The following is a 15,113-nucleotide window of genomic DNA, read 5'->3' on the forward strand; positions in this document are numbered from 1 at the left end:
GACCACATCAACGTCCATCTGACAAACCTTTGAGCACTTGCCGCACGAGACGCATTTGCACGCGTCAACTTGAATCCCCAACAAGGACACCCTATTCATGAGCGCATAGAATGCGCCGAGCGGGCAAATCCATTTGCAGAAGGGGCGGTAGAACAAAACGCTCAGCACTACCACGGCAATGAGAACGGCAAGTTTCCAAGTAAAGAGATGTCCCAACGCAGATCGAATGCCGGCATTAGCAATGGCCAGCGGAATGGCGCCCTCGAGCACGCCCTGCGGACAGATGTACTTACAAAAGAACGGATCGCCCATGCCCACGTCGTTAACCACCAAGACGGGCAGCAGCACCACGGCAAACAGCAGCACGACGTACTTGATGTACGTGAGCGGCTTAAGCTTTTTCGTGGAGAACTTTTTGCCGGGAATCTTGTGAAGCAGCTCCTGAAGCCAGCCAAACGGGCACAGAAAGCCGCATACAAAGCGTCCCAGCAGCACGCCGAGCAAAATGAGCGTACCGGTAACATAGTAAGAAAAGTTGAACTTGGAAGAACCTACCACCGACTGGAACGACCCGATGGGGCACGCACCCGATGCCGCGGGGCACGAATAGCAATTAAGTCCAGGTACGCAGACGGTTTTTCCCGCGCCCTGATAGATGCCGCCTTTGGCAAAGTTTGGCAGGTGAATGTTGGTAATAAGTGTTGCCGCCGCCTGAATGAATCCGCGAAATCGGGCCAAAACATGCGACGCAGTGTTTTCTCTTTTATCCAATTCCGATACACTCCAAGCACAGCCTAATCGCTTTGGCCAGCACGGCATCCGCCTCGCCACGCATAACACCAAAGCACACCATGGCAATTCCGACGATCAACAAAGCGACCTGTACCACGGGTTTTACCGCTTTGAACAACCCAACCACTCCTTTCGTTACGTGACCATTGGACCATATCGACTATAAAATCCGTGTTAAGCGCGATTTGGAATGTGCAAGGAGACTGTTATGCGTATTTTGATCGTCGAAGACGAGCGAGCACTGTGCGATGCAATCGCACACAGCTTGCGAAACTTGGCGTACAGCGTCGACTGCTGCCACGACGGGCAGGAGGCGCTCGACCTGCTGGGCGTCGAAGTCTTTGACCTCGTGGTACTCGACCTCAACCTTCCCCGTATCGATGGCATGACCGTGCTCAGGGAACTTAGGAAAACCGACTGCGAGACCAAGGTGCTGATTCTGTCCGCGCGTGGCGAAGTATCCGATAAAGTCGCCGGACTCGATGCCGGCGCCAACGATTACCTCACCAAGCCGTTTCATCTGGACGAGCTTGCGGCAAGGATTCGCAGCCTTACCCTCAGGCGCTTTACACAAAGCGACATAGTTTTAACCTGCGGAAAGCTCAGCTTTGACACCAAGGCGCGCATCGCTTCTGTGGACAGCGAGGCTTTATCTCTTACGCGCAAGGAAACGGGAATCTTGGAATACCTGATGCTTAATCAGGGGCGACCGGTAAGCCAAGAGGAGCTTATCGAGCACGTTTGGGATAGCACCGTGAACAGCTTTAGCAACGCAACCCGCGTTCACATCTCGTCGCTCCGAAAAAAGTTGCGCAGCGCTTTGGGATACGACCCGATTCGCAATCGGATTGGAGAGGGCTACGTTATGGAGGATAGCGAATGAAAAGGCTTTCGCTGCAATGGCGCATAACGATCATGACGGCGCTGCTGACGTGTGCGGCGTGCGTGCTGACGAACTGCCTGGTCGGCTATACGGGTATGCGCTATATGGATGCCATCGGCAGTGACATCTCGGCCTTTAACGCTGCCGGCGCGGATTCGCCCCAGGTGTTCGACCCAACACAAGCAGCCCTCGATGACGAGGTCACGGTCGTCGTAAACGACGCACAAGAGTCTTTTGGCACGACAACCTGGTACATCACGGCTGGAGTCACACTCCTTGGCGGCGCGCTGGCATACTTTGTGAGCGGCCGTGCACTCAAACCGCTGCGGGCTTTTGCGGCCCAGGTTGAGCGCGTGCAGCCTGACAACCTAAGCGAAATTAAGCTCAGCGAAGATGTGCCCACCGAGCTACAACGATGCAGCGCCTCTTTCAACGACATGATTGCCCGTCTTTGCGAAGGGTTCTCTGCACAGCGTCAGTTTACCGGCAACGCCGCACACGAGCTGCGCACCCCGCTCTCCCTTATGCAAGCACAGATTGAACTATTCATCTCCGAGCACTCCGGTTTGCAACCCGAAACAGCCGAGCTGCTCGGCCTGCTACAAGAACAAACTGAGCGCATGTCTCGAATGACCAAGGTATTGCTCGAGATGAGCGAGCTCCGCAGCGTTCCTTGCGAGGACGATGTTGAACTCGGTCCCTTGTCCGAAGAGGTCCTCACCGACCTTGCGCCACTTGCCGAGAATAAGGACGTAACCCTCGATTGCGCCGGAGACGCTTTGACAATCGGAAGTGATACGCTCCTCTATCGGCTGGTGTTCAACCTGGTCGAAAATGCCATCCGTTACAGCCGCTCCGGCTCGACTGTCAACGTCTCCATCAGCGACAGCGACAGCCGCGTGCTCCTGCGAGTCAAAGATGAGGGCCCGGGAATACCCAAGCAGTACCGAGAGAGCATCTTCCAGCCGTTCTTTCGTCTAGACAAATCCCGCAGCAGGGCATACGGCGGCGCAGGGCTCGGACTGGCGCTCGTCTGGGAGATTGCAGCGCTTCACGGTGGCGCCGTAGAGGTCGAAGCAAGTTCCGAGGACGGAACCGTGATGCTCGTGACCCTCTCAAAGGGGGCCACCACGTGATCCGACTGTCCAGGGGTCCCACTCGGCATTGTGAAACGCGTCCCAAAACTTGAACATGAGAAATGGGAGGCAGTTCGCATCTATGCCGAGGACGAAGTCCTGGCGGGGATTCAGGATGCGCAGAGGAGGCTTACGGCAGAAAACCCCGACAGAGTCGTGACCGTCGGCGGCAACTGTATGGTGTCGCTTGCCCTCTTCGATTACCTGCACGGGAAATACGAGAACGTTGGAATCGTCTGGATCTATGCGCATCCGGATGTATCCACGCTGAATGATGGCTACCCCAACGCTCACGCCATGGTACTTGGCAGCCTTTTGGGAGAAAGTCATCCTGGTCTTCGGCGGCGAATAATGCGAATGTCCGCAGGCAGACTCCAACCTGTGCGCGGAGAAGCTGGGCGACGCAAACAAGATTCCTCGACTCGAGCATGGAGATGAATCCGTCTATCAGTCTCATCGCATACTCAGAGGAGGATGCCAGATATAGATCCCATTGGGTAAAGTCGCCGTTCATAAAGGGAATCACTGCATTGCGCTCGGCGACTCTCAAGGCACTCAGGCTTTGTTCTATTTTCTCAGCTTCTTGTTTGAACTGTTCGCTATCCAAAATGCCCCCAAATGCCGGCTTCTCGACAAATCAGAAAAAGCATTGGCTATACTGATGCGGACAGTTCCGGGAGGGGTGCAAGAGACGGAAGGGCCGTAATGGGTGAGAAGGGCGAGCGGCCGGAGCGGGTGTTCCCCGGCAGGACAGACCCGTGGTTCATAGCGGCCATGGTGATTGTGGCGGGCGGTTTATCCGCGGCGTGTATCGCGTGTTTCCTGAGCTCGAGTCCCGCGCTCCTATGGGGCTGGCTCGCGCTGCTGCCCATCCCGGCCCTCGTGGCCCTGGCTGCCCTTCCCGTCCGCAGCAATCGCCTCGAGCTCTACGGCGACCGCCTCGTCGTCGTGTACGCTGGGACGCGTTCGGTGATACCCTACGCCCACGTGCGGGGCGTCCGGCGCACCAGGACGCTCTGGGCGGGGACGGCCAACTCGCTCGACCGCGTCTACATCGAGGCGCCCTACGACGGCGACGCCATCGTCTCGGTCAGAGACAACGACGCCCTCGTGGCGGAGCTGGGGCGCAGGTGCGGCCTTGGGCCCGGCGCCTGACGCCCCGAAAGGAAGAGAGGATGGACGTCCCGCACTGGCCCTACTGGAGGAAGTATTCCCTCGGCGGCACACAGGTCTGGTACGCGGACTGGGGCGACTGCCCCTTCGACACTGGTCTACATGAGCCCAGTTGAGTTCAGGAACGCAGGGCTGTCCCTGTAAAAAATGTTTAAGCAACCGTTGCAAATCCATTCTCCCGCGCAGAGAGCCCCGGGTAGGCCGAGCTCGCGTCGGGCATGTAGCCCATACGCCTCCGGGCGGCGGCAAGCCCGCGCCCGCCGCGCTCGCCGAACAGCTCAACCGAGCCCGAGCTGGGGCTGGCGGTGCCAGTGACGATACAGATGAGCGTTGACTTCCCGGCGCCGTTTTCGCCGATGAGCCCGTAGACGCGCCCCGCCTCGAGGGCGAGGTCGATGGGGTCGAGGACGGTCCTCCCGCGGTACGCCTTCGTGACCCCGTGAAGGCGGAGGGGCATGGCTGTCGTCATTGCGTTCCTTTCTCCTCGGATGGATTTTGGGTATGCGTCATGGGCCCCCGCGCGGGACGGGGAGCGAATCGACGCAGGCTCGAGGCCGGTTGGGTTGGGGTTGAGGTCCGGGTTCCACAGGCTTGCACAGCCCGACGGACGGGGCGTCCGGGCACGCTATGCTTAGGGAGCGGTGGGCGCCTCCGGGGCAGCAGGGGACTCGGACGCGGTGATGCCGGAGGTGTCGACCTCGCCGATTCCGGCGAGCTGCTCGATGAGGGGGAGGCCCGTCGGGTCGTCCACCTCGACGCCGCCGAGCACGATGGTGCTGTCGCGCGTGTCGATTTGGGTTGTGAACACGGCCGGGTCGAAACCCGAAGCGATAAAGCCAATGCCCGCGAGGACAACACCCGCGGCAACGAGCCCGCCCGCCACGGCGAGGTAGATCTTCTTCGCGCTGGTCATGGTACTCACTCCTTTCTACGCCGCGAGATGCGCGGCAGCGCCGCCCTTCTCGCCCTTACCCTTCCAGAAGGGCGAGGCGGCCTTCCTCGCCCAGAACGCCGAGAGGCGCGCAATTTGTTTTGAGGCGGCCCAAGCGCCAGCACCAACGAAGAGCGCCACGCCGACGAGGCCGAGCCCCACGCCCGCCGAGGCGAGGGCGTACGGGAAGTGGCCGATGGTGACGCCGCTTACGGCAAGCAGGAGCTCAACTACGCCCACGCCCCCGAGTGCCGCCGCGACGATCCACACGCAGAGCGCCAGCACCCAGATGCAGATATAGACCGTGACGGCCACGGCGGCGAAGGCGGCGAGCAGCGGCACCCACACCGGGGAGCCCACGATGGTCAGCACCCACAGCAGCGCGGTGCTGCGCCGGCGCGTCCTCGCGATCGCGCGCGGCACGGCGGGCAGGTCGTCGAGCGTGGCCTCGGCAACCTCGCCGGGGGCGCCCATGGCGGCCACGGCCTCCTCCTCGCTCATACCGTCCTCCATGCGGTCGGCGATGGCCTCCGCATAGAACGCCTTGGTCTCCTCCACCTGCTCGGCCGGCAGGCAGGCAAGCAGCTCGCCCAACCGGCCCAGAAACTCATCGCGCGTCATGGTGCGCCCCCTCAACGTATGCGTAAATCTCCCGTACGGACGGCCACTCGGCCAGGAACTCCTCGATGCGCGCACGCCCATCGTCCGTGATGCGGTAGTACCGGCGCAGCCGCCCGTTGTGCTCGGCAGAGCGCGCCGTGATGCACCCGGCCTTCTCCAGGCGCTTGAGCAGCGGGTAGAGCGTCGACTCCGTGAGCCCCATGCTCGCCGGCACGTCCTTCACGATCTGGTAGCCGTAGGACTCCTCGCCGGAGACGGCCGCGAGCACGCAGGCCTCCAGGAAGCCGCGCTTCATCTGGGCCTCCATCCGCACACCTCCTCTCGTCATATACTATGCTATACACACTATACGATGCAAGGTATTAGACGTCAACTCTCATCGCGAAGATTCTCCGGCCCCTGCGCGCTGCGAACGTGATGTCGCGGGGCGGTTGGCATTATGCATGAAACGTCAAGTAGCGCTCTTTTGATCCACTTCCACTCGGCCCCATATGCCTTGTACAACGCCCCTTTCGACCTCGGGTTCAAGAGAGCCGCTAGTCTTCCTTTATACGTTCGGCATAATCGTCGGCGATACCCACAAATTCCAGTCCCGAGCAACAGGAGTACAATTGCTGCATTGTTGCCAGCTGTTGGGAGATGGAAGATGGACTGCGATGGCTACCCATGCGTTCCCATGCCGTTGATGTGCACCGCCTTTGTGCCGGGGCAGATTGACGCTGCGGTTGCAGGCATTTCCGACCCCGATTCACGCACCATCGCCACGGCAGAAGCGCTGTACTTTCGCGGACAGGCCGCCCTCGCTGCCAAGACGGCGCGTCCCTATCTTGACGCCACCGATCCCGCGCTGTGCTATTCCGCATGCTTTATCTGCGGATACGCCAGCCTGTCGCTCAACCGTATCGCCGACGCCCGCCGGTGCCTTGCTGGCATCCTCGATACGCCGGCTGACGAGGAGTCGCCCGCCGTCCACGCCACGCATATCCTGTTCGCCTCGGCCGCGAGCGTCCTGCTGCACTTGCCTTCCCCGTATTCCGCCGAAGAGTTTTATCCGCTTGCGGCGCATCTGCCCGAAGGTCTGCGCCTGTTCGCCAGCTACGTGATGGCGCATGCCCTGTACCTGCGCGGCGAATATGGCCGCAGCCTGGGCATGGCGGAAAACGCCCTGATCATGAAACAGGGAAGTTATCCCATCTCGGAGCTGTTCCTGCACTTGGCAGCTTCCATGGCATGCATGAGCCTCAAGGACATCGACGCCGCAAAAACGCACTTCGGAGTTGCTTGGAACATTGCGCGTCCCGACGGCCTTATTGAGCTCATTGGCGAGCATCACGGCCTTTTACAGGGGCTTATCGAGGCATGCCTAAAAACGCAATACCCTGACGACTTCGCGCGCATCATCGAGATCACGTACCGCTTCAGCTACGGCTGGCGGCGCATCCACAACCCCGATTCGGGCGAGGACGTTGCCGACGATCTAACGACCACGGAATTCACCATGGCCATGCTCGCCTGTCGTGGGTGGACCAACGCCGAAATCGCACGCCATATGGAAGTATCGCCGGGCACCGTCAAAAACCGCCTATCCGGCGTATACGCAAAGCTTGGCATCGGCACACGCGCCGAGCTGGTCGCGCATATGTTACGTTAGCGACCGGACTACCAAGCGCATCGAACGCGTTCCGGAACCCGGCGCTTCGCTCGATCAATTTGGACATTTTGACCCTTGAACGGCACTACCGCCACGGGGCGCCTTCTCGCAAAATTTGATTATTTCCACCGATACTTGCGGGATGGGAGCCCAAGATGCTTGATCGCCGTTCGTTACTTGTCGCCGGAGCGTCCTCGTTAGCGAGCATTATGATGCCGCGCGTGCCGGGAAGCGCAAACGCCTTCATATTGCCGTTCGCACCCACCGAAGCCCATGCCGACGAAAAAGACCCCTTCAGGGTGCTCGTTCTCTCGCGCACCATGTTCGGTGTGGTCGTGGTCGACGTCGCCAACAAGAATACGCCCATCACGGGTGCCCAGGTCACGCTCATATCGCGCTATGCCGCAGGCAAGCAGCTCACCGCCACGACCGATGACGAAGGCACGGCCATCTTTGAGGTCGCGCCGCTTTCGGAAGGCTACGTGGACGAGGCAACGCTTCTCGACGCGTACGACTTTAACGGCGGCATCTCCATTAGCATGGCAGGCTACCGCGATGTCGAGATTCCCCTTGCGCGTATCCAGGGCGGCACCGCTATTACCGCACCCACACGTCCGCTCTCCGATGGCGAGCCGTACTTTCGACAGCTCACGTTCGACGAATGGGACATCCAGTACGCCGACGCCACGTTTATGGCAATGCCAGCGGACGAAGCAGCAAACGACCAGCCCGACACGCACGCTTTTACCGTGCAGGCTCATCTGCCGCAGGGCGGGCAGGCAACGTTGCATATCAATAAAGTGATGCCCTCTGCGGGCAGCTCAACCGAAACCGTCACGCAGATCGGCCAGATCAAGGCCAGCGCATCGGGCGCGGATAATCTGGCGACGTTCACGCTCGAAGACACGTTCCTCGATGCAGCTTCGGGCCTTCTGGAGGAAGGGTGCAAGCTGCGCTTTATGCTCGACTACCAGGGCAAAACCTACACGCTCTCATCCCCTATGGCCGTTGTCACCGCGCCGGCCGCAAAGGCGGAATCGGGCTCGACCACCATCATTCCCACCACCATGGACCAAGAGATCACTCCGTTTGATTTCCCCGCGGCGTTTCCCGGTATCGGCGGCAATAAGTTCACGTGCTGGATGCCCACATTTCCCATTCTGTTCGATTTCTCGTTTGCTGGATACGTGCTGTTTGGCGGAGGGTACAAACCAGCTAGCTATATGAACGATTCGGGCAACCCTGATCCGGAATACTGGAAGAAATCGCCGCGCGAGTCGGGCGCCAAGCAGGCAAACCGCTACCTCGACGAGATGGAGGGGAAGTGGAATCAGTACAAGAGGATGAGTGCCGGTTCGGGCACCGATCCAAGAAACACCAAGCTCCTTCGCCACCATTGCACGCCGCTGTTCACGATGGATATCGCCACACAGCTGTACGGCTCGCTCGCCTACGATTGGGTGGGCAAAACCTGGGGTAACAACAACGACCCCGCATACGGCAATATTAAGGCCCTCTTCCAGGTAAGAACCGACCTCAATTGGACCGAGCAGTTTACCCTAGGACCGGTGCCATTTTTCCTAAACGTCAACCCCTGGGTGCTGGCAAAACTGGCGCTCGCCGTGGGTGCCCACACGCACGGCAGCGGCGCGGCGTTTTTTAAAAACATTTCGCTCGACTATTCAAACACGTCGGGCTCGTTCACCATCCAGATCGGGCTCGCCGTCACCTTTGGCGCCGGCGTTGCAGGCGTCGCTTCGTCTGCCGTGCGCGGCGCCGCATCCCTCACGCTGTTCATTGGGTACGAGAAGGCGGATGGACACCAGCTTCCGCGACTGCGCGTAGGTGCAGACGTCGATGTCGATGTGATACTCCAGTTCGTAATGTTCAAGTGGACCACCAAGGCTTGGTCGGGGTCGTGGCCCACACTCATCGATTCGTGGAATATGTCGGTGAACAATGGCGACCAGTATGCGCTCCAGCGCTCTGAGCTCGCATTGGGTGGAGATACGCCTTACGCGCTGGACGCCCGCTTCGGCACGCCCGGCAACATCGAGGCGGGCGGCGTTCCGCAATTTATCGCATCGGCCACCATCGTCACCAACGCCGAGCTGCTCGCACGCGCCGAGGTTAAGGCCACTGCCGTAAACGCCGCGCCTGTCGTGCGCGATTGGGATCGGGCGGTCACGCGCATTGAGCTCGAGGCGGATGCAGAAAGCGACGACACGGGACAGATCGAGCATTTCGTCCATGCACTGATAGAGAACGACGAAAACGCCGCGCCGATGTATGAGTACACCTACATCGGTCAGGCAACGAACACCGTTGCCGACCCGAACGCCGATTCTGCCGGCGTGTCGGAGGACGAGCGTGGCGGCATCAAGCCCTCGAGCGACAACGTGCTGTTTGCTGGCGTGCTCAGCGAAGCCCACATGAAGCTGGCAATGATTGCCGGCGTAGAATGCCTGTTCCGTATCGCCTCGGTGCGCTACGGCGACAATGGTCGCTCGCGCCTGGTGGTACACACAAAGGCAAACGGGACGTGGTCCGCTCCCACGCCTGTGGACTTTCCCCTTGGGTTTGGCGAGGGCGACGTGGAGCGCGACAGCATATACGATTACGACTTCGACGTAGTGGAATATACGGACGGAAGAGAAAACCAGGACGCTTACGTGCTGCTGGTCTCGGGCGAGCGCCCCGACGGCGACAACACCCTTTTCGATACGGCAAGCACATCCGGCATACTGTCCGTTGTGCGCCTGCGCATAAGCAACGGCGGAGTTCGCGTGGTGTCGCATACGTCATGGCGCAGCATTTCGCGCGGCCGCCTGCAAGAGGATGGCTACCATTGTCTGCAGTGTCCACGCATCACGGTGGGCAAGACGCTGGTCGACGGGCGCCTATCGGGCGCTTACCTCCACCGCCGCGGAACCACCGCAGAAAAGGCGCTCGGCAGCGAGGCTGAGGTTGCGCTGGAGTGCTTCACCCTGTGGTCGGATGATTTGGGCGACAGCCTCACGTTCCGTCAGGTCCTCCGCTTTCCGCAAGCGCCATCGAGCATCGAGCTGGGCGTACCCGAGAATATCAACGGCAAAATGGTGGTGCCCGTTGCATACGAAACTGCAAACGGTTGTGGCTGCGCATCGTATGCCGTGATCGGCCAGTCCATCGCGGGTTGGGGCGTTATGCCACCAGATGCCACAGTACCCCACGCGGTGCCGTGGCCACAACATTCGGGCTTTTTGGCAACCGTCAACGAGCAGCTGCAGCATGTTACGTGGACGCGAGGCGCATCGGCATTTGCAACGCAGCCCGTGGGTGCCGCAGGCTGTGGCCCGGCATCGTTTAGCGTAAGCAACAACGGCAGGTGCGTGCTCTATGTAGAGAACACCGATGGCAAGGTGGGACAAACCTACGACGAAGAAGGCAACCCGGTTGCAGTGATGGGCAAGCACTTCCGCATCTTCGCCAGCACCTTGGCGGGCGATCTGTTCACGGAGCCGTTTGTGATGTGCGAGCTGGACCATCCCGTCGATCAGATAACGACATTTTTGACGTCGGGAGGCATGCTCTCCGCGCTCGCCACGCACATTGTGAGCGCGGAGAAGAGCGAGGCAGAGCTGCACGACATCGAAGTGCCCTTGGTGGCGTGTGCCACTCCGACGGGCGCCGTTGCTACCTCGGGCGCGGTGGTGCCCGGAGCAGCAGGCGAATCCTTCATGGTCACGGTGCGAAACGACGGCAACACCTTACTGACCGCCGGCACGATCGATCTGTACCGAGAGGGCTCCAGCCAGCCGTTCTCCAGCGCATCCATCGGATTCGGAGTGAACGCACGCATGGCTTCGATCTACGATCCAGAGCTTGCCGAGGACGCTTCGGCCAACGATACGGCACACGTGAAGTACGCGCTCGAGACGCTGGGCGCACGTTTTGCAACGCACCCGCTGGTAGCCGACAACGGCAACGCCGTGCTGGCACCGGGTTGCACGGCACAGTTCCGTATGAGCTTCGCCATCCCCGAGAGTTGGAGCGACGAAGTGGGCAAACGCGTAACGCTGTATGCGAAGGCGCGTAATCTGGTGGCGCTCGATCCCGCAACGCTCGAAGAAATTCGACCGGGCGCGAACTCGGCGCTGGGTGCTGTACTGCACGAACTTCATGTGCCCGACGCGGCATGCGAGCGCTCGGAAGTTCAGGTCGGCGTATGCGACAGCGCAGATACGACAGGACTTCACGACGCCCCGATGACGACGGACGGCGATGGCGGCTCGAGTGGCGGCGGTTCCGGCACGGGAGGCAGCTCCGACGGAAGCAGCTCCGGCAGTGGCAAGGACCACGGCAATAACAAGCGCTCCGGAAAAGCGGGCACGCTTGCGGGCACGGGCGATGTCAACGTCCCCCTGACGGCAGCCGCTGCAGCACTCGCCGCGGCAGGCGCCGGTCTTATCGCCTACAGCGCCCGCCGCACGGCGCTCGAAAACGACACCGCCGATGAGGTCAATTCGGATAGGCCTCGCTAGCTCTTAGTTACTTTTGCGAGAGACGCCGACTCGGCTCATCGAACATCAAATGGGCTGGTTCTGGATACCCAGAGCCAGCCCATTACGCATTAGATATCGTCGGTACCGTCGAGTTCTGCCTCGAGCTTGGCACGGCGTCTTTTCGCCGTGAAAAACGTTGCGCACAGGCCAGCAAACGTGGCCGCGAAAATCGTCGCACCGCAGAACACGCCCGTGGCCAGATTCGCCAACCAAAAGACGCTTTCGAGCGGTACGATCTGCGCCTCAGCGATACAACGCATTGCGGCAATAACAAGCGCGAACGCGGCGCCGCTAAGACCGCTGAGAAGCAGAAAATATCCAACAGGAAGATGCTCGGTTTGCCCAAAACGATTGGTGTCGACATAGCCCTTCCGCGTTTGCAGTCCTGCGCAAATCAACATCACGAGAACGAGCCACAAATACATGGCTACCTCGAACGGCGTTGCAAAGCCATGCGGCATTTCACTGGCGTCGCTGTGAACCCACGCGACCTGTCGAGCTATAAACTGGTAGAAAAAGATCATCAACATGCCAAACGAAAGCAGCACGAAACCAATCTTGTAGATCTTTGCGCTTTCCGCCTCCAGGCGCTCATCCTTTGGGCCGGCATATTCACGCCACTTTTGCACGAGTTTCAGATCTTCAAATTTCATAGTGAACTCCTAAAGAGTATTAGGGGCGGCGTCGGTTTCGTCTTCCCAAAACAAGTCGTTCAACGTAACGCGTAGCGCTTTACAGATTGCCACGCACAAATTGAGCGTGGGGTTGTAGCCGCCCGCCTCGATCAGGCCGATGGTCTGGCGCGTAACGCCCACGGCTTGGGCTAAATCGGCTTGCGAAAGGCCGGCCGTCGCGCGCGCCGCCTTCATGCGAAGGTTTTTCTTACCTGGCATAAAGTTCCTTTCGTGATAATGGACAAATATCCGTTGCAACATGACAGAAATATATTGCATCTATCAGACAATGTCAACTATATCTGTCATTATGAAAACCATGTCTGTCATCACCATGCGGACATAGCAATTTCGATTCGCTATTCAAACTTACTCGGTCAGAACCGACTCGGTTTTGTCCGAGTAAACGTGATTGATAGTCGATCGATGTGCCCGCTCGTGCGATCTGCATCGTTCGATTTTGTTTAGTAAAACTAGATCCCTATTAAATAAAATTCATCTGTATCCAAATTTGTTTAACAATGCCGCGCTATCACTAAACACTATCCCTGTTAATCCGAACGATTGTTCGATGGATTTCGTGTTGGTTGGAATCGCCCACAGGCTGGGCTATGCTACCTTGACTATCAATATGACTTAAACGCAGCAAAGGAGCACCGAGAGAGCGAGTATGGCAAAAAACACCGCAAACTATGGTAACGACAGCATCCGCCAGCTCAAGGACGAGGAACGCGTACGCCTGCGCCCTGCCGTCATCTTTGGCTCGGACGGGCTCGACGGCTGCGCGCATGCCGCCTTCGAGATCCTGTCCAACGCCGTTGACGAGGCGCGCCAGGGCTACGGCAAGCTCATCACCCTTACCGCCTTTCGCGATGGCTCCATTCAGGTAGAGGACAATGGCCGCGGCTGCCCGCTCGACTGGAACCCCTCCGAGAAGCGCTTCAACTGGGAACTCGTCTTCTGCGAGCTCTACGCCGGCGGCAAGTATAACAACAACCAGGGCGGCGACTACGACTTCTCGCTCGGCACCAACGGCTTGGGCTCCTGCGCGACTCAGTACGCTTCCGAGTACATGGATGTCACGGTTTGGCGCGATGGCAACAAGTACTCTCTGCACTTTAAAAAGGGTAAGGTTGTCGGCGCCAAGAAGAAGGCACTCGAGATTGAGCCCAGCGACGAGAACCGCACCGGCACCACTATCAAGTGGCGCCCCGATCTTGAGGTCTTTACCTCCATCAGCATCCCCCACGATTGGTATCGCGAGACCATGCGCCGTCAGGCGGTGGTCAACGCCAACGTGACCTTCCGCCTGCGCATTGAGGGCGACGATGGCGAGTTTACCGAAGAGGATTTTTGCTATCCCAAGGGCATCGAGGACTACGTGCTCGAGAAGGTCGGTACCGACTACCTTACCGAGCCCTTCTTTATCGAGGCCGACCGCCGCGGTCGCGACCGCGAGGACCTGCCCGACTACAACGTAAAGATCACCGCGTGCATGTGCTTCTCGCGCACTTTCATGATGCAGGAGTACTACCACAACTCATCGTGGCTCGAGAACGGCGGTTCGCCCGAAAAGGCCGCCCGCAGCGCTTTGACCAGCGCCATCGATGCCTACATTAAGCAACAGGGCAAATACAACAAAAACGAGAGCGGCATTAAATGGCAAGACGTCCAGGACTGTCTGGTGCTGGTGACCAACTGCTTCTCCACCCAGACGTCTTACGAAAACCAGACCAAGAAGGCCATCAATAACCGCTTTATCCAGCAGGCCATGACGGCATTCTTTAAGGAACGCCTCTCGACCTACTTGATCGAGAACAAAGATGCCGCCAACAAGATCATGGAGCAGGTGCTCATCAACAAGCGCTCGCGCGAGAATGCCGAGAAGACGCGCCAGAGCATCAAAACCAACCTGCAGCAGAAGACTGACATGGCCAACCGCGTGCAAAAGTTCATCGACTGCCGCTCCAAGGACAAGAGCCGTCGCGAGATCTACATCGTAGAGGGCGACTCGGCAGCGGGCGCCATTCGCACCTCGCGCGATGCCGAGTTCCAGGGCGTTATGCCCGTCCGCGGTAAGATCCTCAACTGCTTGAAGGAGGACTATCCGCGCATCTTTAAGTCCGACATCATCATGGACCTCATGCGCGTGCTGGGCTGCGGCGTGGAGATCAAGGACAAGCGCATCAAGAACCTCGGCGCCTTTGACCTGGACAACCTCAATTGGAACAAGGTCATCATCTGTACGGACGCCGACGTCGACGGTTATCACATCCGCACGCTCGTGCTCACCATGCTCTATCGCCTGGTGCCCACGCTTATCGACGAGGGTTACGTGTATATCGCCGAGTCGCCGCTCTACGAGATCAACTGCAAAGAAAAGACCTACTTTGCCTACACCGAGCTCGAGAAGAACGGCATCCTCAAAGAAATCGGCGACCAGAAGTGCTCCATCAACCGCTCCAAGGGTCTTGGTGAGAACGACCCGGACATGATGTGGCTCACCACCATGAACCCCGAGACGCGCCGCCTGATTAAGGTGGAGCCCGAGGACGTCACCAAGATGGAGACCATGTTCAACCTGTTGCTGGGCAACGACGAGGCGGGCCGCAAGCGCCATATCTCCGAGCACGGCAAGGAATACCTGGACCAGCTGGACCTGCAGTAGCAGCAAATCGATAACGACGGCCCATAAGAAGTTCAAGAGG

15 protein-coding genes are annotated in these 15,113 nt (G+C 59.2%); 7 read left to right on the top strand and 8 right to left on the bottom strand.

Going from position 1 to position 15,113, the window contains the following annotated elements; translation table 11 throughout:
* Positions 1-771, bottom strand: a 771-nt coding sequence (locus AB5Z25_RS11115; RefSeq protein ID WP_368134899.1) for a 4Fe-4S binding protein, incomplete at its 3' end; no start/stop codon positions are given.
* Positions 764-853 carry a CD1871A family CXXC motif-containing protein gene (locus AB5Z25_RS11120; RefSeq protein ID WP_022094046.1) on the bottom strand — a complete coding sequence of 30 codons (90 nt, stop codon included), beginning with the start codon at positions 851-853 and terminating at the stop codon, positions 764-766. The genes AB5Z25_RS11115 and AB5Z25_RS11120, both read right to left, overlap by 8 nt.
* A gap of 129 nt (positions 854-982) precedes the next feature.
* Between AB5Z25_RS11120 and AB5Z25_RS11125 the strand changes: the two genes are divergently transcribed.
* The 4 genes from AB5Z25_RS11125 to AB5Z25_RS11140 all read left to right on the top strand — a co-directional run bounded on the left by AB5Z25_RS11125 (position 983) and on the right by AB5Z25_RS11140 (position 3,966).
* Positions 983-1,675, top strand: a complete 693-nt coding sequence (locus AB5Z25_RS11125; protein WP_438265597.1) for a response regulator transcription factor — start codon at positions 983-985, stop codon at positions 1,673-1,675.
* On the top strand, positions 1,672-2,811 hold the full coding sequence (locus tag AB5Z25_RS11130) for a HAMP domain-containing sensor histidine kinase (protein WP_368134897.1): 1,140 nt from the start codon (positions 1,672-1,674) through the stop codon (positions 2,809-2,811). The genes AB5Z25_RS11125 and AB5Z25_RS11130 overlap by 4 nt, the downstream gene beginning before the upstream one ends.
* Before the next feature lie 30 nt (positions 2,812-2,841).
* Positions 2,842-3,249 carry an arginase family protein gene (locus AB5Z25_RS11135; RefSeq protein ID WP_368134896.1) on the top strand — a complete coding sequence of 136 codons (408 nt, stop codon included), beginning with the start codon at positions 2,842-2,844 and terminating at the stop codon, positions 3,247-3,249.
* A 267-nt stretch (positions 3,250-3,516) separates the two neighbouring features.
* The gene (locus tag AB5Z25_RS11140; protein ID WP_161155268.1) at positions 3,517-3,966 is read left to right on the top strand and encodes a PH domain-containing protein; all 450 of its coding nucleotides are present in this window, start codon (positions 3,517-3,519) and stop codon (positions 3,964-3,966) included.
* A gap of 169 nt (positions 3,967-4,135) precedes the next feature.
* On the opposite strand, the gene AB5Z25_RS11145 is transcribed toward AB5Z25_RS11140, so the two are convergent.
* The 4 genes from AB5Z25_RS11145 to AB5Z25_RS11160 all read right to left on the bottom strand — a co-directional run bounded on the left by AB5Z25_RS11145 (position 4,136) and on the right by AB5Z25_RS11160 (position 5,843).
* A complete protein-coding gene (locus AB5Z25_RS11145) occupies positions 4,136-4,453 on the bottom strand; it encodes an ATP-binding cassette domain-containing protein (protein WP_368134895.1) in 318 nt (105 codons plus the stop codon).
* Between the two features lie 162 nt (positions 4,454-4,615).
* Positions 4,616-4,897: a hypothetical protein gene (locus AB5Z25_RS11150; RefSeq protein ID WP_161155314.1), complete on the bottom strand. Its 282-nt coding sequence runs from the start codon at positions 4,895-4,897 to the stop codon at positions 4,616-4,618.
* A gap of 15 nt (positions 4,898-4,912) precedes the next feature.
* Entirely contained in the window at positions 4,913-5,536 is a 624-nt protein-coding gene (locus AB5Z25_RS11155) for a DUF1700 domain-containing protein (protein ID WP_368134894.1), read from the bottom strand.
* Positions 5,523-5,843 (bottom strand): PadR family transcriptional regulator, encoded by a 321-nt coding sequence (locus AB5Z25_RS11160; RefSeq protein WP_006234594.1) that lies wholly within the window; start codon positions 5,841-5,843, stop codon positions 5,523-5,525. The genes AB5Z25_RS11155 and AB5Z25_RS11160 overlap by 14 nt, the downstream gene beginning before the upstream one ends.
* A 339-nt stretch (positions 5,844-6,182) precedes the next feature.
* On the opposite strand from AB5Z25_RS11160, the gene AB5Z25_RS11165 reads away from it, so the two are divergent.
* Complete coding sequence (locus tag AB5Z25_RS11165) at positions 6,183-7,187, top strand: helix-turn-helix domain-containing protein (protein ID WP_368134893.1); 1,005 nt, start codon at positions 6,183-6,185, stop codon at positions 7,185-7,187.
* Between the two features lie 155 nt (positions 7,188-7,342).
* Positions 7,343-11,710 (top strand): hypothetical protein, encoded by a 4,368-nt coding sequence (locus AB5Z25_RS11170; protein ID WP_368134892.1) that lies wholly within the window; start codon positions 7,343-7,345, stop codon positions 11,708-11,710.
* 89 nt (positions 11,711-11,799) lie between these two features.
* Here AB5Z25_RS11170 and AB5Z25_RS11175 read toward each other — a convergent pair whose 3' ends face one another.
* Both AB5Z25_RS11175 and AB5Z25_RS11180 read right to left on the bottom strand, forming a co-directional pair.
* Positions 11,800-12,384, bottom strand: a complete 585-nt coding sequence (locus AB5Z25_RS11175) for a hypothetical protein (RefSeq protein ID WP_368134891.1) — start codon at positions 12,382-12,384, stop codon at positions 11,800-11,802.
* A gap of 9 nt (positions 12,385-12,393) precedes the next feature.
* Entirely contained in the window at positions 12,394-12,624 is a 231-nt protein-coding gene (locus AB5Z25_RS11180) for a helix-turn-helix transcriptional regulator (protein ID WP_368134890.1), read from the bottom strand.
* A 451-nt stretch (positions 12,625-13,075) separates the two neighbouring features.
* On the opposite strand from AB5Z25_RS11180, the gene AB5Z25_RS11185 reads away from it, so the two are divergent.
* The gene (locus AB5Z25_RS11185; protein WP_368134889.1) at positions 13,076-15,073 is read left to right on the top strand and encodes a DNA gyrase/topoisomerase IV subunit B; all 1,998 of its coding nucleotides are present in this window, start codon (positions 13,076-13,078) and stop codon (positions 15,071-15,073) included.
* Positions 15,074-15,113 lie beyond the last annotated feature (40 nt).

The sequence above is a fragment of the Collinsella aerofaciens genome (assembly GCF_040910325.1).
Taxonomy (GTDB): Bacteria; Actinomycetota; Coriobacteriia; order Coriobacteriales; family Coriobacteriaceae; genus Collinsella; species Collinsella aerofaciens_BL.

Bases quoted from the DNA above. Each gene is read 5' to 3' on its own strand.
- AB5Z25_RS11120 (WP_022094046.1), bottom strand. From the start codon at position 853: ATGGTGTGCTTTGGTGTTATGCGTGGCGAGGCGGATGCCGTGCTGGCC.
- AB5Z25_RS11125 (WP_438265597.1), top strand. From the start codon at position 983: ATGTGCAAGGAGACTGTTATGCGTATTTTGATCGTCGAAGACGAGCGA.
- AB5Z25_RS11130 (WP_368134897.1), top strand. From the start codon at position 1,672: ATGAAAAGGCTTTCGCTGCAATGGCGCATAACGATCATGACGGCGCTG.
- AB5Z25_RS11140 (WP_161155268.1), top strand. From the start codon at position 3,517: ATGGGTGAGAAGGGCGAGCGGCCGGAGCGGGTGTTCCCCGGCAGGACA.
- AB5Z25_RS11145 (WP_368134895.1), bottom strand. From the start codon at position 4,453: ATGACGACAGCCATGCCCCTCCGCCTTCACGGGGTCACGAAGGCGTAC.
- AB5Z25_RS11150 (WP_161155314.1), bottom strand. From the start codon at position 4,897: ATGACCAGCGCGAAGAAGATCTACCTCGCCGTGGCGGGCGGGCTCGTT.
- AB5Z25_RS11155 (WP_368134894.1), bottom strand. From the start codon at position 5,536: ATGACGCGCGATGAGTTTCTGGGCCGGTTGGGCGAGCTGCTTGCCTGC.
- AB5Z25_RS11160 (WP_006234594.1), bottom strand. From the start codon at position 5,843: ATGGAGGCCCAGATGAAGCGCGGCTTCCTGGAGGCCTGCGTGCTCGCG.
- AB5Z25_RS11165 (WP_368134893.1), top strand. From the start codon at position 6,183: ATGGACTGCGATGGCTACCCATGCGTTCCCATGCCGTTGATGTGCACC.
- AB5Z25_RS11170 (WP_368134892.1), top strand. From the start codon at position 7,343: ATGCTTGATCGCCGTTCGTTACTTGTCGCCGGAGCGTCCTCGTTAGCG.
- AB5Z25_RS11175 (WP_368134891.1), bottom strand. From the start codon at position 12,384: ATGAAATTTGAAGATCTGAAACTCGTGCAAAAGTGGCGTGAATATGCC.
- AB5Z25_RS11180 (WP_368134890.1), bottom strand. From the start codon at position 12,624: ATGCCAGGTAAGAAAAACCTTCGCATGAAGGCGGCGCGCGCGACGGCC.
- AB5Z25_RS11185 (WP_368134889.1), top strand. From the start codon at position 13,076: ATGGCAAAAAACACCGCAAACTATGGTAACGACAGCATCCGCCAGCTC.